This window comes from Paenarthrobacter sp. 10N417 (assembly GCF_056394745.1).
Genome location: NZ_JBFTIL010000019.1, coordinates 77082 through 97667 on the forward strand (window position 1 = coordinate 77082; position 20586 = coordinate 97667).

Sequence of the window (20586 nt, forward strand, 5' to 3'; positions counted from 1 at the left end):
GCGGGACGGTAGACTGTCGTGGTGACTTCCAGCAATGATTCGTTCGTCCACCTGCACACCCACACCGAATACTCCATGCTGGATGGAGCGGCCCGCCTGGGTGAGCTGTTCGATGAAACCGAACGCCTGGGCATGCCGGCCCTGGCTACCACTGACCATGGCTACCTCTTTGGTGCGTTCGACTTCTGGCGCAAGGCCACGGACAAGGGCATCAAGCCGATCATCGGCGTCGAGGCCTATGTGACCCCGGGTACTGCCCGCGGGGATAAGGAGCGCGTTCGCTGGGGCGACGAAAGCCAGCGTAAGGACGATGTCTCTGGTGGTGGCTCGTATACCCACATGACGCTCCTGAGTTACAACAACGTCGGCATGAGGAACCTGTTCAGGGCCTCGTCCATCGCATCGCTGGATTCTGTCTTTGGTAAGTGGCCGCGGCTGGACCGGGAATTGCTCAATACGTACTCCGAAGGGCTCATTGCGACTACCGGTTGCCCTTCCGGGGAAGTCCAGACCAAGCTGCGGCTCGGCCTTTACCGCGAGGCTGTCGAAGCCGCCGCAGAGTTCCGCGACATTTTTGGGGCGGAAAACTACTTCTGCGAACTGATGGACCACGGGCTGGACATTGAACGGCGCGTTACCGGGGATCTCCTGCGCCTTGCCAAGGAGCTCAACCTCCCGCTGGTGGCCACCAATGACCTCCACTACACGCATGAACACGATGCCAAGGCCCACGAAGCTTTGTTGGCCATCCAGTCCGGCTCCACGCTCCTGGAGCCGACGTACGACAACGGCGGCTCCCGCTTCGCCTTCTCGGGCAGTGGCTACTACCTGAAATCTCCGCAGGAAATGCGTGAGCTGTTCCGCGATCACCCGGAGGCCTGCGATAACACGCTGCTCATCGCCGAGCGCTGCGAAGTTTCGTTCAACACCGGCGCCAACTACATGCCGCGCTTCCCTTGTCCTCCCGGGGAAGACGAGACCTCCTGGCTGGTCAAGGAAGTAGACACCGGCCTTAAGTACCGCTATCCCCAAGGCATTCCGGACAATGTCCGCAAGCAGGCTGACTACGAACTCGGGGTCATTACCTCCATGGGCTTCCCCGGGTACTTCCTGGTGGTCGCCGACTTCATCAACTGGGCCAAGAACAACGGGATCCGTGTTGGTCCGGGGCGTGGTTCCGGTGCAGGTTCCATGGTGGCCTACGCCATGCGTATTACTGACCTTGATCCGCTCCAGCACGGCCTGATCTTCGAGCGCTTCCTCAACCCGGACCGCGTTTCCATGCCCGACTTTGACGTCGACTTCGATGATCGCCGTCGCTCCGAGGTGATCGACTACGTCACCAAGAAGTACGGCGACGAGCGCGTGGCGATGATCGTCACCTATGGAACCATCAAGACCAAGCAGGCGCTCAAGGACTCCTCCCGTGTGCTTGGCTACCCGTTCAGTATGGGCGAGCAGCTGACCAAGGCACTCCCGCCGGCGGTCATGGCCAAGGACATTCCCTTGGCGGACATCCAGAACCCGGAATCCAAGCGCTACAGCGAAGCGGGAGATTTCCGCCAGCTGATCGCCACCGATCCCGAGGCCGCCAAAGTCTTCGAGACCGCGCTGGGTATTGAGGGACTGAAGCGCCAGTGGGGTGTTCACGCGGCGGGCGTCATCATGTCCTCGGATCCCATCATCGACGTCATTCCTGTCATGCGCCGTTTCCAGGACGGCCAGGTCATCACCCAGTTCGATTATCCGACGTCCGAAGGCCTCGGCCTGATCAAGATGGACTTCCTCGGCCTCCGAAACCTGACGATCATTTCGGATGCCCTGGAAAACATCAAGATGAACCGCGGCGTTGACCTGGACCTGGAAAACCTGGAACTCGACGATGCTGCATCCTACGAGCTTCTGGCGCGTGGTGACACCTTGGGTGTGTTCCAGCTCGATGGTGGACCCATGCGGTCCCTCCTCAAGCTCATGAAGCCTGACAACTTCGAAGATATCTCCGCAGTTCTCGCGTTGTACCGGCCTGGACCCATGGGTGCCAACGCCCACACCGACTACGCGCTGCGCAAAAACGGGATCCAGGAAGTGATTCCCATCCACCCGGAGTTGGAAGAGCCGCTCAAGGAGATCCTGGGCGGGACCTTCGGCCTGATCGTGTACCAGGAACAGGTTATGGCGGTGGCGCAGAAGCTTGCCGGCTACTCGCTGGGCCAAGCCGACATCCTGCGCCGTGCCATGGGCAAGAAGAAGAAATCGGAGCTGGACAAGCAGTTCGCCGGCTTCTCCCAAGGCATGCAGGACAACGGCTACTCCATGGCCGCCGTCAAAACGCTCTGGGACATTCTGCTTCCGTTCTCCGACTACGCCTTCAATAAAGCGCACTCGGCCGCTTACGGGGTCATTTCTTACTGGACTGCCTACTTGAAGGCACACTATGCGCCCGAGTACATGGCTGCCCTGCTCACGTCCGTTGGTGATGACAAGGACAAGTCCGCTATCTACCTCAACGAGTGCCGCCGGATGGGCATCACCGTTCTTCCGCCGGATGTCAATGAATCCTCGTTGAACTTCACTCCCGTGGGAACGGACATCCGCTTCGGCATGGGGGCCATCCGAAACGTCGGCGTGAACGTGGTGGAAGCCATGGTCTCTGCACGGACTACGGAAGGCAACTACACATCCTTCAAGGACTTCCTGATGAAGGTCCCTGCAGTTGTCTGCAACAAGCGCACCATCGAATCCTTGATCAAGGCTGGTGCCTTCGACTCACTGGGACATCATCGCCGTGCTTTGGCCATGATCCATGAAGAGGCCATCGACTCCGTCATCACCCTCAAGCGCAACGAAGCAATCGGCCAGTTCGATCTCTTCGCCGGTTTCGAGGACCAGGAACCTGAAGCTTCGCTGACCACGGAAATTCCGGACCTCCCCGAATGGGAGAAGAAGGACAAGCTGTCCTTCGAGCGCGACATGCTGGGTCTCTATGTTTCGGACCACCCCTTGCAGGGCTTGGAAGGCGTCCTCAGCCAGCATGCGGAGCAGTCCATTACTTCCATCATTGCCGAGGACGGACCGCACGACGGCGCGATTGTCACCATCGCGGGCATGATCACGTCGTTGAGCCGCAGGATCGCCAAGGCCAGTGGCAACGCCTACGCCCGTGCCGAGATTGAAGACCTGGGCGGCTCCATGGAGGTCATGTTCTTCGGTCAGGTGTACGGACCCATCGCTTCCGTCCTGGCTGAAGACTTGATCGTGGTGGTCAAGGGGCGCCTGCAGCGCAGGGATGATGGAGCCGTGACGCTGAACTGCATGGAACTCTCGGTGCCGGACCTCAGTGAGAGCGTGAACGGACCGGTGGTGATCACCATTCCAACGTTCAAGGCCACCGAGGCAGTGGTTACCGACCTTCGGGATGTGTTGCGGACGCATCGGGGCAACTCCGAGGTGCGGCTTAAGCTCATGGGGGACACCAAAGTGGAGGTCATGGGGCTTCCCGTGCACATGAGGGTCAACCCCAGCCCATCGCTCTTCGGCGACCTGAAGGTGCTGTTGGGTCCGGCCTGCCTGGATAATTAGTCCAGAAGGCTAGATTTCGTAGTCCAACGGCCTCGGCTGGCTATAGCCGCCACCGTGATAGAGCAGGGGAGCGCCGTCGTCGCCCACCTGGCCGTCGACGACCTCCACGACCACCACAGCATTGTTCTCAAACGACAACCGCATTTGGATCTTTCCCACCAGCCAACCTGCTACGTCCTTGAGAATGGGCACATCGTAAGGACCTGGCTCCCAGTGGTCGCCTTCGAAGCGGTCCCGTGTCTTGGCGAAGCGATCTGCCAGCGCCTGGTTCTCCAGTCCGAGCATGTGCACGCCAATGTAGTTGGCATTGGCGATGGCCGGCCAGGAACTTGAGCTTCGGGCCATGTTGAAGGTGAAACGTGGCGGCTCGGCGGACAGGGATGCAACGGAGGTGGCAGTGAAGCCAAAAGGCTTGCCATTCAGGTTGGCTGTGATGATGGCCACCCCGGCGGCATGGCGGCGAAACATTTCCCTGAACGTCTTTTCGAAGCCGGATAGTTCGCTTGCCACGTTGATGAATCTCCTGGAACTGGGTCGGGGGCGTCTTTCTCTCAGGGTATTCCTCCCTGTGCCCCACTTCTCCATTTTAATGAGCACACACGAACCTTTGTTAATGTGAGTTCCATGACTGAGCCCACTGTGCACGTTCCCGCGGAAGTCCAGACCGACGCCGCAACTCCCCGGCGTTCGCGGGACGCCCTGTGGCTTGTCCTGCCGGCGGCATCGGGGGTAGTCATAGGAATTCTCTGGTGGATCCTGGCCCCGGGCGGGGGGAACCTGGTTTCGGGCAACCCCGATCTGGCAAATCCTGCCAACCCGGCTTCGTGGCTGCCGCGCGATCTGGCCCTTGCCGCCCTGATGTTGGTGGCCGGGTGTGTCACTGGCCTCTTGCTCGACGGAAAGCTCCAGGGGACTGGGGGCGGCAGGCGGCTGGCCTTGGCACTGGCAGGGGGAGCCGCCGGCGCTGCGGTTGCCTGGGTGGTTGGCTTGGTTGCAGGGCAGCTGTGGGGCCCCGCTCCGGATCCTTCACTGGGTGCGGAATACGGTTTCACCCTCCGCTCGTACGCCGTCCTCGTCTTGTGGCCGGGCGCCATCGCCTTCGTGACGTTCGTACTTGCGCTGTTCGGGGTTCTTTCCAGGAAGCCCGTAAAATAGGCGGGTGACCACTTCTTCGGATACTTCCGCCCCTGCCACTGCATCCTTGAATTTCCGCAGTATCGATTTCCGCGGCCGCCACCTCTCCCTGGCTGAGCTGCGCGCCGCGGTACCCAGGGCCAAGCATCAGACGATGGCCGATGCGGAGCAGAAGGTCCTGGACATCATGGGAGCTGTTCGTAGCCGTGGCTTCGCCGCGCTGACGGAACTTGCAAGGAACTTCGACGGCGTTGAACAGTCCCACCCGCGTGTACCGGCGGAGGCACTTGCCAAGGCCCTGGCTGATATTGATCCCACTGTCCGCGCCGCGCTGGAAGAGTCGATCAGCCGGGCGAGGCAGTTCGCCGATCAGCAGCGTCCGGCCAATGTTGACGTCGCTTTGGCTGATGGCGCGGTTGTCAGCCAGAACTGGATTCCCGTGGGGCGTGTTGGGTTGTATGTCCCGGGTGGCCTCGCGCCCCTGGCCTCCTCGGTGATCATGAACGTGGTTCCCGCGGTTGCTGCAGGTGTGGAATCCATCGCCTTGGCGTCACCGCCTCAAAAGGACTTCGGCGGACTCCCGCACCCCACCATCCTTGCGGCGGCAGCGCTGCTGGGCATCGATGAGGTCTACGCAATTGGCGGTGCGCAGGCAATCATTTCGTTTGCCTACGGCATCCCCGGTTCGGAGGGAGTGCCTCCTATCGAGCCTGTGGATCTCGTCACCGGGCCTGGCAATATTTTCGTCGCCACTGCCAAGAGGCTGGTGAAGGGAGTCGTTGGCATCGATTCCGAGGCGGGGACTACCGAGATCGCTATCTTGGCCGATTCCACTGCCCAGCCCGCGCTCGTGGCTGCCGATCTCATCAGCCAGGCGGAGCACGATCCCAAAGCCGCCTCTGTCCTGGTGACGGACTCCGCTGACCTGGCGGACGCCGTCGTGGGTGAATTGGCGCGGCAGGCAGCCGCCACGAAGCACAGCGCACGCGTCCTTGAGGCACTCTCCGGTCCGCAATCGGGTGTAGTGCTGGTGGATGACCTGGAGCAGGGGATTGCCGTGTGCAATGCCTACGCCGCTGAACACCTTGAGATCATGACGGCGGACGCACCGGCGGTGGCGGCGCGGATCCGTAACGCGGGCGCCATTTTCGTGGGGGATTACAGTCCCGTGAGCCTTGGCGATTATTGTGCCGGATCCAACCACGTGCTGCCCACCAGCGGCACGGCTGCCTTCTCCTCGGGGCTGAACGTCACCACCTTCCTGCGCGCAGTGCAGGTCATCAACTACAACCGTGCGGCTCTGGAACAGGTCAGCGGCCACATCGTGAGTTTGGCCGGGGCCGAGGACCTTCCAGGCCATGGGGATGCAGTCAGGATCCGCTTCAGCGGGCAACGCTGACATCGAAACCAGCAGGGTAAACGGGACCTGACCACAACATATACGGGTCAACACCACTACATGTAGTAATTACAAGCTTGTCATTACAGTGTCATCGAACGTAAACTGGTGCCGGAAGGAAATCTTCCGGCACCTTTGCGTTTCCGGCACACTGCCGCTGGGACGTGGGCCGGAGCTGATCAGGGAGGCCCAGCGTGTACTGTCCGTTCTGCCGGAATCCTGACTCACGCGTCGTTGACAGCCGCATGGCCGACGACGGAACTTCCATCCGGCGCCGCCGGCAATGCCCTGAATGCGGGCGACGCTTCACCACGGTGGAAACCACCAGCCTGTCCGTCATCAAGCGCTCAGGAGTCGGGGAGCCGTTCAGCCGTATCAAGGTCATCAGCGGTGTGCGGAAAGCGTGCCAAGGCCGCCCTGTCACCGAAGACGATCTCGCCATGCTGGCGCAGGAAGTCGAGGAGAACATCCGCTCTTCGGGTGCCGCTGAAATCGACGCCCACGAAGTAGGCCTGGCAATTCTCGGTCCGTTGCGGAAACTGGATGAGGTGGCGTACCTGCGGTTCGCCAGCGTCTATCAAGCATTCGAGTCACTCGAAGACTTCGAATCCGCAATATCTTTGCTACGGCATGAGGCCGAGGCGCACGCAAAAGCGGGGACCCACGCCAAAGCCGGGGCCAAGGAAGCCAAAGGTTCCGAGAAAAGCCAGCTCTAGCGGCCGCCTGATACGGGGAGTACCGCTCCAGTAATGTAGCCGGCCTCGCCGGACATTAGCCACATCACAGCCGCGGCCACCTCCTCAGGTTCAGCGCCCCGGCCCATCGGAATGGTTGGATTGAGCCTCTCGACGCGGTCGGGCATTCCTGCAGCTGCGTGGAGCCCGGTGTTGGTACTGCCCGGAGCCACGGCGTTGACACGAATGCCCTGCTTTGCCACTTCCGCTGCCAGGCCCACCGTCAAAACGTCCACCGCACCTTTCGACGCCGCATAGTGAACCCATGTCCGGGGGGAGCCTGCTTTTGTTGCCGTCGAGGAGATGTTGATGATCGAACCACCAGGGCCGCCGTTCTCGGTAGAGAGTCTCCGAACCGCTTCCTGGCACATGAAGATCATGCCAGCGACGTTCACGTCCATGACACGCTGCACTGTCTCGGCAGGCACGTCGGCAAGTGTTCCAATGAGGTTGCCGGTAATGGCCGCGTTGTTGATGACCGCTGTTACAGGACCCCACGCTGCGGCTGCGTCGAACAAACGCCCGACGTCGGCGGGCTGGCTGACGTCGGCCTGCACGGCCAGTGCCTTGCCCCCTTGCGCCTGGATGTCTTTGACCACTGCATCAGCACCCTCGGCATCCAAGGAGTAGTTGACCACGACGCCATATCCGGAACGTGCCGCAGCGTTTGCAACTGCCGCGCCGATTCCGCGGCTGGCACCCGTGACGATCGCGATTCCGGCTATGGCGTCGTTGTCCACAGTCACCCTGCGGCTACTTGGCGAGTTTGTGGTGCAAGGCGACCTCAAGGGCGGCGCCCACGATGCCGGCGTCGTTCTTTAACTTGGCTGTGACGATGTTGGTGCGCAATTGCAAGTGCGGGAAGTATTCATCCGAGCGCTTGGAGATGCCGCCGCCGATAATGAAAAGCTCGGGGGAGAACAGGAACTCGACGTGCTGCAGGTAGCGGTTGAGCAGCACGCCGTACTCGTCCCAGCTCAAGCCATCGCGTTCGCGGGCCACGGCTGATGCCTTGGTTTCGGCGTCGAATCCGTCCACCTCGAGGTGGCCGAGCTCGGCGTTGGGAACCAATTGACCATTGAAAATGAAGGCGGAGCCGATGCCGGTGCCGAGCGTGATGACCAGGACGGTGCCGTCCACGCCCTCGCCGGCGCCATAGCGGGCCTCTGCGAGACCTGCTGCGTCGGCATCGTTGATGACCTCAACCGGCCGACCCAGCCGCTCCGTAAACTTCTTGTCGATGTCCGTGTCAAGCCAGGACTTATCCACATTCGCAGCGGAGTGGACCACACCGTGCTGGATAATGCCCGGGAAGGTGACACCCACTGGCGAATCAGCGGCAGGGGCGTCGGGGCGGCTGGAAAGTTCTTTGACGATCTCTGCCACCACTTCGGCGACTGCCTCTGGGGTAGCCGGCTGCGGCGTGGGAACGCGGAAGCGTTCGCCGATCAGCTTGCCCTTCTTCAGGTCGACGATGCCGCCTTTGATGCCCGTGCCGCCGATATCGATTCCGATCAGCGGAGGGTTCTTGTGGGTCTTCTCATCCTTCTTGGACAATGCAATTCCGATCATGGCAGGAGGGGTGGGCATGGCGCAGCCGCCCGCGGCTGCGATGGACCTTCCAGACAGCTTAAGGAAGGGTCAGGATTTCCGCGCCGGTCTCGGTGACCAGCAGGGTGTGTTCGAATTGGGCCGTGCGCTTGTGGTCCCTGGTTACAACCGTCCAGTCGTCGGACCACATGTCCCATTCGATCGTGCCAAGGGTAAGCATGGGTTCGATGGTGAAGACCATGCCTGCCTCGATCACGGTGTTGTACGCCGGGGCTGCGTCGTAATGCGGAATGATGAGGCCCGTGTGGAAAGCCTCACCAACACCGTGGCCCGTGAAGTCCCGCACCACGCCATAGCCGAAGCGCTTGGCGTAGGACTGGATCGCGCGGCCGATTACGTTGATTTCGCGGCCGGGGGCCACGGCCTTGATGGCCCGGTTGAGTGACTCCTGCGTCCGCTCAACCAGCAAACGGGATTCCTCGTCCACGTCGCCAACCAGGAAAGTGTAATTGGTATCTCCATGCACCCCGCCGATGAACGCGGTGATGTCAATGTTCAGGATGTCGCCATCCTGTACCACCGTGGAATCCGGGATGCCGTGGCAAATGACTTCATTGAGGGAAGAGCACAGGGACTTCGGGAAGCCCCGGTAGCCCAGCGTGGACGGGTAGGCGTTGTGGTCCACAAGGAACTCGTGGCCAACCATGTCCAACTGGTCCGTCGTTACGCCGGGCTGAATGTGCTTGCCAACTTCAACGATGGCCTGGGCAGCGATCCTGCTGGCAATACGGATCTTCTCGATGGTCTCCGCTGACTTCACTTCGGAGCCGGTGAACTTGCTGGGTGCCTTCTTGCCCACGTACTCGGGGCGGGGGATCGACGCCGGGACAGCCCGTTCAGGGCTGATGATTCCCGGAGTGAGCGTGCCGATGGGTGCGGTCGAAGCAAGAGAAGGCATAGATTGATCATATAAGGCAGGCAAGAGACGCAAGTAACAAAGTGCGGCCGGGTCCGCGTGACTGACGCCAACGTTACGCGTTTGAGGGCCGACGCAATGAGGAGGAGACGTGACGGAGTACTGGTACAACGTCAAGACGCATGAGATCGAAGAGGACGCCATGTCCGATTGGACACAGCTGATTGGCCCTTATAAGACCAGGGAAGAAGCCGAACATGCGCTGGAAAAGGTCAAGCAACGCAACGACGCCTGGGACGCCCAGGACGACGACTAGCTCTACTGGCGCACCACGGACTTAGCTAAAAGGAATGCTCGGGTCCGGGGAATTCTCCGGACCTGACGTCCTCTCCAAAAGCTGCGGCGGCATCCGTGAGCGTGGTGCGCAGGTCTGCGTACTTCTTGACGAACTTGGCCATCTTGCCCCCACGCAGTCCGGCCATGTCCTGCCAGACCAGCACTTGGCCTGTGGTGCTCTTGCCGGCTCCGATGCCTACGGTCGGTACGCGCAATGCGGCATCCACGGCAGCGGCAGTTTCCGCGGGCACCATTTCCATGAGGACGCTGAAAGCGCCAGCGTCCTGCAGGGCAACTGCGTCCTCGATCAGCCGCTGGGCGTCCTCGCCCCTGCCTTGGACCCGGTAGCCACCCAGGGAATGTTCGCTTTGGGGAGTGAATCCAATGTGGGCCATGACAGGAATGCCTGCCTGGACCATGGCCTTCACGGTCTCCGCATAGTAGGCAGAGCCTTCGATTTTGACCGCGTGGGCCAATCCTTCCTTGAGGAAGCGGACGCCTGTGGCGACTGCCTGCTCGGTTGAAACCTCATAGCTGCCAAAGGGCAGGTCCGCCAGGACCAGGGCGCGCTTGGCTGAGCGGCTTACGGCACGGCACAAGGGCAGCAGTTCGTCCACAGTGACGGGAAGGCTGGTCTCGTTGCCGAAGACGTTGTTTGAGGCGGAGTCGCCCACCAGGAGGACTTCGATCCCTGCTTGGTCGAAGATCTCGGCGGTGTATTGCTCGTATGCGGTGAGCATGGCGAAGTGCTCGCCGTTGTCCTTGGCCTGCTGGAGGTGATGGATGCGCACCCTGCTGACCTGCTTCTTGGCGCCCGCTGGCGATGCCTGGGCTGCCGCCGTGGGGCCGGTGCCATAGGGCGCGGGGACTTCGGCGGGCGTGGTGGACTCAGGAAGGTTGCTTGGGGCCATGGATAGAGCCTAAGCCGTGCCGACGGCGCCTGCCAGCAGTGTGCCAAGGGTCACTGTTTGTAAACGCTGTGTTACGCGCAGCTACTGCGGCGGCATTCCTCCCGAATGCTTAGTAGAGTGAAGTCTGAGCTGCCGTGGCTTCAATGATGGGAACTGCGGCATGGACACCGAACCGGAAAAGAGGCCCTATGGACCGCCAGCAAGAGTTCGTTCTGCGGACGATCGAAGAGCGTGACGTGCGCTTCGTACGCTTGTGGTTCACCGACGTCGTGGGTTCACTGAAGTCCGTGGCACTTGCGCCGGCTGAGGTTGAAGGTGCCTTCGAAGAGGGCCTGGGATTCGATGGTTCAGCGATTGAGGGCCTGGCGCGGGTTTTTGAGTCGGACATGCTGGCACAGCCGGACCCCTCAACGTTCCAGATCCTTCCCTGGCGCGGTGAGACCGAGCAAACGTCCAGAATGTTCTGTGATGTCTTAACGCCGGATGGGGAACCGTCGGCAGCAGATCCCCGAAACGTCCTCAAGCGGACCCTTGCCAAGGCCGCGGATATGGGTTTCACCTGCTACACGCACCCTGAGATTGAGTTCTACCTGCTGAAGTCAAAGGAGCTTGGCCCCAATGGTGCGCCGGTCCCCGTTGACGAAGGCGGCTATTTCGACCACGTCCCTGGTGGTGTTGCGCAGGACTTCCGCCGTACCGCGGTGACCATGCTGGAATCGGTCGGTATCTCGGTGGAGTTCAGCCACCACGAGGGCGGGCCGGGCCAGAACGAGATTGACCTGCGGTACGCGGATGCCCTGCAGACTGCGGACAACATCATGACCTTCCGCACGGTCATCAAGGAAGTCGCCCTGCAGCAGGGCACGTATGCCACGTTCATGCCCAAGCCGTTTACGGACCACCCCGGCTCCGGAATGCACACACACTTCTCGCTCTTCGAGGGCGACACCAATGCCTTCTTTGAGGCCGGCGCGGAGTTCCAGCTGTCCAAGACTGCCCGCCAGTTCATCGCCGGGATCCTCAAGCACGCTCCCGAATTCACGGCGGTCACCAACCAGTTCGTGAACTCCTATAAGAGGCTCTGGGGCGGCGGTGAGGCACCGAGCTATTTGAGCTGGGGCCACAACAACCGCTCCGCGCTGGTGCGAGTGCCGTTGTACAAGCCCGGCAAGGGCCAGTCGGCGCGCATCGAGTACCGCGGCATCGACTCCGCCACCAACCCATATCTGGCATACGCCGTCCTTTTGGGCGCCGGTTTGAAGGGTATCGAGGAAGGCTACGAGCTTCCGGCAGCTGCCGAGGATGACGTTTGGTCGCTAACCACCGCGGAGCGCAAAGCCATGGGCCACGCTCCGCTGCCGGCCAGCCTCCACGATGCCATTCGTGCCATGGAGGAATCGGAGTTGGTAGCCCAGATTCTGGGTGAACAGGTCTTTGAACACTTCTTGCGCAACAAGCGCGCAGAATGGCAGGACTACCGCCTCCAGGTCACGCCGTACGAGCTGCAGCGCAACCTCGGCATACTGTAGGCAGGGCGAATGAGCCTTGCACGTCGGCTCATATCAGCCGGATTCAATGACCTGGAAAAGGGCGAACGTTTTCTCGCTGCCCCGGAACTCGAAGGGATCGAGCAGGATGCCCTGTTCGCCGGGCTCTCCTTGGCGGCGAGCCCGGATACCGCGTTGCAATCACTGGTCCGGCTGATTGAGAAGAATCCCGGCCTCAAGAAGTTGGCCGGCGCGGACCCTGACACGAGCGAATCCTTGTATCGGCTGTTGGGGGCATCGGAGGCGCTGGGGGAGTTCCTCATGCGCAGGCCGGAGCACCTGGATGTTTTTGAGGCCCGGGTAAGCCCGGAGCCCCTTCCGGCATCAAGCGAAGAGCTCAGGTCCCTCCTCCTTCGTTCGGTCAAGGCCGAGCCGGGTGCGCAGCGTCCAGTGGCCGGGTTGACGGGGCTTCCGGCGTATGCGGCCTTGCGGACGGCATACCGCCGCGGGCTAACAGAGCTTGCCATCAAGGACCTCTGCGCTGCCTCGCCGCAAGACTTCATGCCCGCCGTGGGTGCAGAGCTTGCCGACCTCGCTGGAGCCGCCATTGAAGCTGCCCTTGCCGTTTCCCGGGCCGAGGCGGCGGCCCAGTTCGACGCCTCGGAGGTGGCCGACGTCGGACTCGCAGTCATTGGCATGGGCAAATGTGGTGCCCGCGAGCTTAATTACATTTCCGACGTCGATGTCATTTACGTCATTGAGGCAGAGGAGTTGGACGACGCCCGCGCCGCGACCATCGGCACCGCCCTGGCCTCCGGCATCTCGCGGGCGATTTCCTCATCCGCACCCGAGCCGGGTTTGTGGGAAGTGGACCCCAACCTTCGCCCGGAAGGAAAATCCGGGCCGTTGGTGCGGACCCTTCCTTCACACCTGAGCTATTACGCCCGATGGGCTGAGAGCTGGGAATTCCAGGCGTTGCTGAAGGCACGCACGATTGCCGGTGACCGGGAACTGGGCCAGCGCTATGAAAAGGCAGTGGAGCCACTCGTGTGGGCGTCCGCCGGCCGTGATGGCTTCGTCGAATCCGTCCAGGCCATGAGGCGCCGGGTCACCGACTACATTCCGGCCGCCGAGGAACAGCGGCAGATCAAGTTGGGACGTGGTGGGCTGCGCGACGTCGAATTCACTGTGCAGTTGTTGCAGCTGGTTCACGGCAAGTCGGACGAGTCCCTTCGTTGCCGTGACACGACGTCGGCCATTGCGGCATTGTCGGCCGGGGGCTACATCGGGCGTGCCGACGCCGCCGGCTTCGACAACGCGTATCGCTATCTTCGGCTTTTGGAGCACCGGATTCAGTTGTTCCAGTTGCGACGCACCCATCTCATGCCCGTGGCGGAGGATGCGCAGCGGGTGTTGGCCAAGGCTGTCCTGGGGCCCTTCTCACTTGAACGCCCGCATCCCGACCAGCTGATGGCGACCTGGCAGAAGACCAAACGGTCCGTGCGGGATTTGCATGAGCGTATTTTCTACCGTCCATTGCTCAACACCGCCGCGAAACTCAGCAGCGAAGACGCCAAGCTGAGCCCGGAAGCTGCCCAGGGCCGTCTTGCTGCCCTCGGTTACCTTGACCCCAAGGGCGCGATGCGTCACATTGAGGCGCTGACTGCCGGGGTCAGCCGGCGTGCGGCACTTCAACGGCAGTTGCTCCCTATTCTTCTGGGCTGGCTTGCCGAGGGCGTGGATCCCGACGCAGGGCTCCTGGCCTTCCGAAGGGTCAGCGAAGCGTTGGGGACCACGCACTGGTACTTGGGAATGCTTCGTGACTCCCAAGCGGCAGCCGAACGCCTCTGCCAGGTACTTGCCAATTCCCGCCTCATTTCGGACCTCCTGGAAGTCTCACCGGAGTCCGTGGCGTGGCTTGGCAGCGACAAGGACCTGGCTCCTGTCCCGTTCGAGGCGCAATGGCAGGAAATCCGGTCCAAATTGTCGCGGCACCCGGATCCGGAAAGTGCCATGCGCCTCATCCGGTTGATTCGTCGCAGGGAGATACTGCGGACCGCGATTGCCGATAGCGCCGGGTTGCTGGACCAGGACGCCGTGGGGCTGGCGTTGGCCGAAACAGACCGGGCGGCCGTGCTCGGAGCCCTGCACGTGGCAGAAGCTATCGCTACCCAGCACGATCCTCTGAAAACAGAGGTTCTGGTGGTGGCGATGGGACGGCAAGGTGGCCGTGAGATCGGCTACGGCTCAGACGCCGACGTCATGTACGTTCACCGAGCACGGCCCGGCTTCACGGATGAGGAAGCCCAGGAACAGGCGACGGCGATAGTCGCCAAAGTCTCCAGCCTTCTTACCCAGCCGCTAAAGCCCGCGATCATGGCCGAGCGGGTGTTGATGGTAGACGCGGACCTGCGGCCGGAAGGGAAGAACGGCGCCATGGTCCGGTCCTTGGAGTCCTATGCCGAGTACTATCGCCGGTGGTCCCTCATCTGGGAATCGCAGGCACTGCTGCGGGCGCGTCCCATGGCCGGTTCAGACGACTTGGCAGTGGCCTTCCTCCAGCTTATTGATCCCATTCGTTACCCGGCTGAACTCTCCGAGCAGGACGTCAGGGAAATCCGGCGCGTCAAGGCCCGCGTGGAATCGGAGCGGCTACCTCGAGGCGCTGATCCGGCGCGCCACGTGAAGCTTGGCCGCGGTGGATTGAGCGATGTTGAATGGCTGGTCCAGCTCATCCAGTTGCAGCAAGCGGGGAAGCAGCCTGAGCTGCGCACTACGTCCACGTTGGAGGCACTTGCCGCGGCCGAGAACCTTGGGTTTGTTGGCAAGGACGACGCCGGACTCTTACGGGAGGCGTGGAAGCTCGCCAGCCGAATCCGCTCGGCGAACGTCATAGTGACGGGCCGGGCATCGGATGTTCTTCCATCCTCACGGAGGGATCTTGAAGCTGTGGCACGTTGGTGTGGCTACGCGCCCGGAGCCGCGGGACAGTTCGAGGAGGATTACTTGCGCCTTAGCCGCCGGGCCAGGGCTGTGTTCGAAAAAGAGTTCTACGGTAATTGAGGGTGGCTGGTGATGAGTATCTGGCTTATTCCGCTCAAGCTGCTGGACGATGATGCCCGCGACATCCAGCTGGGCGCTGTGGCGGAAATGGCGGTGGAGCCAGCCCAGCGGGATTTTGTGGGGGACCCCCTGCGCATGATGTTGGTCGGACTCGAAGAGGAGTCACGGCTGCCCTACGTGATTGAGGCTCAAGGAGTGGGTGTCGGAGTCCTGACCCTCCAGTCTGGAGCGGCGCGCCTTGCGGGATGGCAGGATGACGATTCCGTGTGGCTTCTCAGGGGATTCCTTATCGATTCAACATGCCAGGGTCGGGGCCTCGGGACGCTGGCTGCGGAGGCTGCTGTAGGCGAGGCCCGGAAACTGACAGCCAGGCGCGGTGGTGATCAGGCCGGCGTCGTGCTTTCCGTCAACGAGCGCAACCCTGCAGGCATTGCAGCCTATGCAAAAGCTGGCTTTGTGGATGCTGGCCGCTACCTCGGCGGCAACTCCGGCCCGCAACGCATCATGTACAGGGCCTTTGAGCATGCTGAAATTTCGTCCCCGGGTGAGCCGTCAACAAATGTTGACGAAGATCATGGAGTCAACTATGGTTGACGGCATGGAGGTGGACAGAATGAAAACCCTTGTTGGATCAATGGATGGTATGGGGCCCGCGGAGGCGCTGTATGCGGTAGCGGAACTCCACAAGGAAGTTGGCAGGGCCGAGGCCTCCCTTGTACGCGCAGCCCGGCAGTCCGGTTTATCGTGGGAGGCAATCGCACTTTGCCTCGGCGTGACCAAGCAGGCGGTACATAAGAAGTACGGGAAGCAGTAGGACCAGTTCGAACGACCAATGCCGGGCATCCCCCAGGGTCTGTTCGAGCGGGCATGCTGTCCCTTAGGATTCTCGCGTGACAGTCAGGCGGGATTCGGAGGGGGCACCCTTCTCAGATGCGTCGTGCTTCCGGTGTGAGCAGGCGGGCCCGCACTGGTCTTCGCCGCATGGCCGCGGCGACGTCTATGCGTGCCGGCGCTGTTTCGCAACCTTTACTGACGCCGAATGGCGGCAGGGTGACGGGGGAGCGCAGGGCCTTTTCGAAACCAAGTAGCCGGCTGTGCCCGAAGGGTAAAAAACGAGTACACACTACTCGTGCCCTGACCTACCCCTGGTAGGCACCATGTTTGCTATGACAACCTATGTGATTGAGCAAGCGGCACTGATTCACCGCTGTCAGTGCTGCGGTGAAGAAACCGATCAGGTGTTTTGCGCGGACTGCGCAGCCCCGGAACAACCCGGTGAAGTCCCGAAAACAAGGCACTAAAGACCAAGGCAAGGTGCTGGTTCGTCCGTTGAAAAGCCTTATAGACTCGTTCCGTAACTGCTCTCGATGCTTAGGAGAAGTACATGGAATACAACGGAAGTTCGTTTGAGAAGGCTATTCCTGCTGGAGAGTTGGATCGCCGCCACGTGGGTCAATCCATTAGCTTTCAGCCCAACGATTTCACGGTTGTCTTCGGGACGATCGCGGGCATCGCAAGAACCGAGGCGCTCGTATATTTATCGCTCGATGGCGTCTCCGGCGGCACGCATTTGAAGGACGAGTACGACCTCCCCATCGATCGGCACGTCTACCTGCAATTGGATCCCCTGAGCAGCGCGGAAAAGGGTCTTGCAGATGCCGCAAAGGTGGTGAAGGAGAAGCTGGACGAGTTCGGAAAAAACATCCGGGACCGGGATCAGGGCAAGGAATCCGAGTAGCTAGCACTTCGCCACAGCCTTACGGATCTTGCTGATTCGGCGGTAGCAGCAGCAAAAAGACAAAGAGAAGGGCCGGCATCAGGTACAAAACCTGTTGCCGGCCCTTCTTATTCGGGAACCTTGGTGGGTTCCGCGTAGGCTAAACCTGGTTTAGCCGCGGGAGTTGCTAGACGCCGTAGTAGAGCTCGAACTCGTACGGGTTCGGGCGCAGCGACAGCGGGCGAATCTCATTCTCGTACTTGTAGTCAATCCAGGTATCGATCAGGTCCTGGGTGAAGACGCCGCCAGCCTGCAGGAACTCGTTGTCCTCGCGCAGGGCCTCAAGGGCTTCTTCCAGGGAACCCGGAGCCTTGGGGATGTCCTTGGCTTCCTCGGCCGGGAGCTCGTAGAGGTCCTTGTCGATGGGAGCCGGGGGTTCGATGCGGTTGCGGATGCCGTCAATGCCGGCCATCAGCTGGGCAGCGAAGGCCAGGTAGGGGTTGGACGAGGGGTCCGGAGCGCGGAATTCGATGCGCTTGGCCTTCGGGTTGGAGCCCGTGATGGGGATACGGATACCAGCAGAGCGGTTGCCCTGGGAGTACACCATGTTGACCGGAGCTTCGAAGCCCTTGACCAGACGGCGGTACGAGTTGACGGTCGGGTTGGTGAACGCGAGGACCGCGGAGGAGTGCTTCAGCAGGCCGCCGATGTACCAGCGGGCAGTGTCGGAGAGGCCGGCATAGCCCTTCTCGTCGTAGAACAGCGGATCGCCGTTGCTCCACAGCGACTGGTGGCAGTGCATGCCAGAGCCGTTGTCACCGAAGACCGGCTTCGGCATGAAGGTTACGGACTTGCCCCATGCGTCCGCAGTGTTCTTGATGACGTACTTGAACTTCTGGAGGTCGTCAGCAGCTGCAGTCAGCGTGGTGAACTTGTAGTTGATCTCTGCCTGGCCGGCGGAGCCAACTTCGTGGTGGGAGCGCTCGACCTCAAGGCCGGCCTTGTCCAGTTCAACGCACATGGCATCGCGGAGGTCAGCCTGCTTGTCGGTGGGGGAAACCGGGAAGTAACCGCCCTTGACGGGGGTCTTGTAGCCGAGGTTTCCGCCCTCTTCCTTGCGGCCGGTGTTCCAGTGGGCTTCTTCGGAGTCAATCTTGTAGAAGCTGCCCTGCGGGGAGGACTGGTACTGGATGTTGTCGAAGACGAAGAACTCTGCCTCGGGAGCAAAGAACGCCGTGTCCGCGATGCCGGTGGAAGCCAGGTAGGCTTCAGCCTTCTCGGCTACGCCACGGGGGTCGCGGTGATAGGGGTCGCCCGTACGGGGGTTCACGATCGAGAAGTTCAGCGCCAGCGTCTTCTCAATGCGGAATGTGTCGATGAAAGCCGAAGTCACATCCGGGATGAGCTGCATGTCGGATTCAGCGATGCCCTGGAAACCGCGGATCGAAGATCCGTCGAAGAGCTGACCGTTCACGAAGAAGTCGTGGTCTACGCTCTTTGCCGGCACATTGAAGTGCTGCTGGACGCCCGGAAGGTCGGTGAAGCGGATATCGACGAATTTGACGTCTTCGTCTTTGATGAACTTGAGGACTTCGTCCGCAGTCTTGAACATCTATGCTCCTTATGCATATCAAGTAACAGGCCCGGAAGGCCGCGTGAGCCAGCCCATGCCGGAGGCCCGGAGACACAAAAAATTCCCCTTGCCGCGGTGGCTAGCAACTCATACCACCTTAGGGAGATGGGATTTCCCGGGAGTGTCAGTATTGTTTCGGGCAGGTTACAGAATGATCTGTTGTGTAAACGGTAGTCGGCTTTCCTGTGTCAGGTCCAAGCGGGTCCAGTGGGCGAACACTTTGGCCCCAGCTAAGCGAAGGCGCAGGCACGATAGGTGCCCTACGACGTCGGACCGTCAGTCCGGCAGCCGTTAGGCTTGGAGGGTGGTTGATCGAAAAGACATAGGCTCCTGGCTGAGCGGGCCAGACACATCCGGCATCTCTAAATACCCGGGTGAGAGACTCGGCCTTCCTGAGGCCGGACCAGGCTCGATGGCGCGGGCCGGACGGCGAATCCTGGCAATCGTGATCGACTGGACGATCGCCCTGGTCATCAGCAACTTCGCATTTAGTGGAAACCAGTGGGCAACGCTCGCCATCTTTGCTGCGGAGCAGATTCTGCTGATCGGCACCCTCGGCTACAGCATTGGCCACAGGATTGCCGGGATCCATGTGGTCCGCTTGGGGGGAGGCCCGGCCGGACCCCTCGCCGCTGTGGTGCGCACTTTGCTCCTGTGCCTGGTTATCCCCGCAGTCATCTTTGATCCGGATCAGCGTGGAATTCATGATAAAGCGATGAACACCATCCTCATTCGGATGTAGCGTTTCAGTCCTCGCGGTTGGAAGCAACCCCATAGAAGCACCAATAAATAAGCAAAACCAACAAAAACCGCCCCTGTCTCGTTTGAGACAAGGGCGGTTTTTCGTATAGGCAATCAAGCACCTACGGACAATCAGCGTCCGCGTGCAGCCTTGCGGTCCGGGCGGGCCTTGTAGGGGTCGATGCCCTTGGGGATCGGCAGGCGGGTACCGAGGGAGTTGATGCGCTTGGACACAGCGTTGACCTCCACCTTGGTGAGTTCGTTCTTCATCTTTCCCATGGTCTTGGCGAGTTTGTTCAAAGGCACCTGGCCCTCACCGCGACCGGATTCCAGAACGTGGATGGTGACGTTGGGCAGGATGCGCGTGAGTCGCTTACGTTCAGCTTCCACCAGCGGCTTGACACGGTGCGTGGGACCTTCGCTGACCAAAACGACGCCGGGACGACCAATTGCCATGAACACGGCGTCCTGGGTGCGAGGGTTGACCGCGACAGGCTGGTCCTGGGTGACCCAGCCGCGGCGGAGAGTACCCAAGGCCGCGCCGGAAGCACCAGGCTGGTTCTCGATCTGCGCGAATGCAGCCTTCTCTGCGCGACGGGAGAGGATGAAAACGGCGGCCAGGAGACCCAAGGGAATACCGATGATGAGGCCGGTAACCCAGTTGTCCAGGAGGAAGCCGACGAGGAAGGCCACGGCAACCACTGCCAGGAATGCCAGCAGCATGATCCACACAACCTGGGGATCATTCCGCCGGGTCATCTTGAAGACTTCAGCGATCTGCTTCAGCTGGCTCGGCTTCTTGGCCTTGGCTTCCTTGGGCTTGCGCTGGAACAGCCCACGCTTGGGGGCGTCGGCCGAGGGGGTCGATTTGCTGGAATCAGAGGAATTCGCCATAGTGCCTTAATTCTACGTGATGGACGTCGAAGGACCGGACGCCATTACGCTTGGCATCCGGCCCTTCGGTACTGCTTCATGGTGTTGCCGGTGAAGTGTTGCCGACCCGGGGTCAGGCGTGGGCGGCGAGGATGGTGGAGGCTTCCTGGCGGGTGGTGCCGGAGGACTCGATGTGGGCCAGGGCGGCGGGGATTTCCCAGCCCTTCTTGCGCATCGCGGTGGCCCACAAACGCCCGGCCCGGTAGGAGGAGCGGACCAGCGGACCGGACATGACACCGAGGAAGCCGATTTCTTCGGCCTCGTGCTGGAGGTCCACGAATTCCTGGGGCTTGACCCACCGGTCCACCGGCAGGTGCCGTTCGGAGGGGCGCAGGTACTGGGTGATCGTGATCAAATCACACCCGGCCGCGTGAAGATCGCGGAGGGCTTCGGAGATTTCCTCGCGGGTTTCGCCCATGCCCAGGATCAGGTTGGACTTGGTCACCATGCCC

18 protein-coding genes and 1 pseudogene are annotated in these 20586 nt (G+C 61.3%); 11 read left to right on the forward strand and 8 right to left on the reverse strand.

Annotated elements, in window-relative coordinates; translation table 11 throughout:
* Positions 1-21: 21 nt before the first annotated feature.
* The gene (dnaE, locus tag AC1DCM_RS20465; protein WP_442017566.1) at positions 22-3579 is read left to right on the forward strand and encodes a DNA polymerase III subunit alpha; all 3558 of its coding nucleotides are present in this window, start codon (positions 22-24) and stop codon (positions 3577-3579) included.
* Between the two features lie 9 nt (positions 3580-3588).
* On the opposite strand, the gene AC1DCM_RS20470 is transcribed toward dnaE, so the two are convergent.
* On the reverse strand, positions 3589-4089 hold the full coding sequence (locus AC1DCM_RS20470) for a flavin reductase family protein (protein WP_416418636.1): 501 nt from the start codon (positions 4087-4089) through the stop codon (positions 3589-3591).
* A gap of 114 nt (positions 4090-4203) precedes the next feature.
* Here AC1DCM_RS20470 and AC1DCM_RS20475 point away from each other — a divergent pair, with 114 nt between their 5' ends.
* The 3 genes from AC1DCM_RS20475 (at position 4204) to nrdR (ending at position 6828) form a co-directional block, all read left to right on the forward strand.
* Positions 4204-4734, forward strand: a complete 531-nt coding sequence (locus AC1DCM_RS20475; RefSeq protein WP_477519508.1) for a hypothetical protein — start codon at positions 4204-4206, stop codon at positions 4732-4734.
* Positions 4735-4738: 4 nt separating this feature from the next.
* Complete coding sequence (hisD, locus tag AC1DCM_RS20480) at positions 4739-6112, forward strand: histidinol dehydrogenase (RefSeq protein ID WP_442005564.1); 1374 nt, start codon at positions 4739-4741, stop codon at positions 6110-6112.
* Positions 6113-6306: 194 nt separating this feature from the next.
* Positions 6307-6828 (forward strand): transcriptional regulator NrdR, encoded by a 522-nt coding sequence (nrdR, locus tag AC1DCM_RS20485; protein WP_442005563.1) that lies wholly within the window; start codon positions 6307-6309, stop codon positions 6826-6828.
* Here nrdR and AC1DCM_RS20490 read toward each other — a convergent pair.
* The 3 genes from AC1DCM_RS20490 to map all read right to left on the reverse strand — a co-directional run bounded on the left by AC1DCM_RS20490 (position 6825) and on the right by map (position 9355).
* A complete protein-coding gene (locus AC1DCM_RS20490) occupies positions 6825-7592 on the reverse strand; it encodes an SDR family oxidoreductase (RefSeq protein ID WP_442005562.1) in 768 nt (255 codons plus the stop codon). The genes nrdR and AC1DCM_RS20490 overlap by 4 nt on opposite strands.
* A 7-nt stretch (positions 7593-7599) precedes the next feature.
* Positions 7600-8403 carry a polyphosphate--glucose phosphotransferase gene (gene ppgK / locus AC1DCM_RS20495; RefSeq protein WP_442005635.1) on the reverse strand — a complete coding sequence of 268 codons (804 nt, stop codon included), beginning with the start codon at positions 8401-8403 and terminating at the stop codon, positions 7600-7602.
* 73 nt (positions 8404-8476) lie between these two features.
* Entirely contained in the window at positions 8477-9355 is an 879-nt protein-coding gene (gene map / locus AC1DCM_RS20500; protein WP_442005561.1) for a type I methionyl aminopeptidase, read from the reverse strand.
* A gap of 109 nt (positions 9356-9464) precedes the next feature.
* Here map and AC1DCM_RS20505 point away from each other — a divergent pair, with 109 nt between their 5' ends.
* The gene (locus AC1DCM_RS20505; protein WP_216922998.1) at positions 9465-9629 is read left to right on the forward strand and encodes an SPOR domain-containing protein; all 165 of its coding nucleotides are present in this window, start codon (positions 9465-9467) and stop codon (positions 9627-9629) included.
* 25 nt (positions 9630-9654) lie between these two features.
* Here AC1DCM_RS20505 and panB read toward each other — a convergent pair whose 3' ends face one another.
* Entirely contained in the window at positions 9655-10560 is a 906-nt protein-coding gene (gene panB / locus AC1DCM_RS20510) for a 3-methyl-2-oxobutanoate hydroxymethyltransferase (RefSeq protein ID WP_442005560.1), read from the reverse strand.
* A 188-nt stretch (positions 10561-10748) separates the two neighbouring features.
* Between panB and AC1DCM_RS20515 the strand changes: the two genes are divergently transcribed.
* The 5 genes from AC1DCM_RS20515 to AC1DCM_RS20535 all read left to right on the forward strand — a co-directional run bounded on the left by AC1DCM_RS20515 (position 10749) and on the right by AC1DCM_RS20535 (position 16848).
* Positions 10749-12089 (forward strand): glutamine synthetase family protein, encoded by a 1341-nt coding sequence (locus AC1DCM_RS20515; protein WP_224089573.1) that lies wholly within the window; start codon positions 10749-10751, stop codon positions 12087-12089.
* Positions 12090-12098: 9 nt separating this feature from the next.
* The gene (locus tag AC1DCM_RS20520; protein ID WP_477519509.1) at positions 12099-15110 is read left to right on the forward strand and encodes a bifunctional [glutamine synthetase] adenylyltransferase/[glutamine synthetase]-adenylyl-L-tyrosine phosphorylase; all 3012 of its coding nucleotides are present in this window, start codon (positions 12099-12101) and stop codon (positions 15108-15110) included.
* A gap of 12 nt (positions 15111-15122) precedes the next feature.
* Entirely contained in the window at positions 15123-15704 is a 582-nt protein-coding gene (locus AC1DCM_RS20525; RefSeq protein ID WP_477519510.1) for a GNAT family N-acetyltransferase, read from the forward strand.
* 4 nt (positions 15705-15708) lie between these two features.
* Positions 15709-15924 (forward strand): AsnC family protein, encoded by a 216-nt coding sequence (locus tag AC1DCM_RS20530; protein ID WP_431120185.1) that lies wholly within the window; start codon positions 15709-15711, stop codon positions 15922-15924.
* 570 nt (positions 15925-16494) lie between these two features.
* Positions 16495-16848, forward strand: a complete 354-nt coding sequence (locus AC1DCM_RS20535; RefSeq protein ID WP_442005557.1) for a hypothetical protein — start codon at positions 16495-16497, stop codon at positions 16846-16848.
* Between the two features lie 166 nt (positions 16849-17014).
* Here the strand turns inward: AC1DCM_RS20535 and glnA are convergent, their stop codons facing one another.
* The gene (gene glnA / locus AC1DCM_RS20540; RefSeq protein ID WP_442005556.1) at positions 17015-18439 is read right to left on the reverse strand and encodes a type I glutamate--ammonia ligase; all 1425 of its coding nucleotides are present in this window, start codon (positions 18437-18439) and stop codon (positions 17015-17017) included.
* A gap of 325 nt (positions 18440-18764) precedes the next feature.
* On the opposite strand from glnA, the gene AC1DCM_RS20545 reads away from it, so the two are divergent.
* On the forward strand, positions 18765-19202 hold the full coding sequence (locus tag AC1DCM_RS20545) for an RDD family protein (protein ID WP_442005555.1): 438 nt from the start codon (positions 18765-18767) through the stop codon (positions 19200-19202).
* A gap of 131 nt (positions 19203-19333) precedes the next feature.
* Here AC1DCM_RS20545 and AC1DCM_RS20550 read toward each other — a convergent pair whose 3' ends face one another.
* The gene (locus tag AC1DCM_RS20550) at positions 19334-20095 is read right to left on the reverse strand and encodes a DUF4191 domain-containing protein (protein WP_442005554.1); all 762 of its coding nucleotides are present in this window, start codon (positions 20093-20095) and stop codon (positions 19334-19336) included.
* Between the two features lie 112 nt (positions 20096-20207).
* A pseudogene (locus AC1DCM_RS20555) lies at positions 20208-20586 on the reverse strand (lipoyl synthase); the annotation flags it as partial.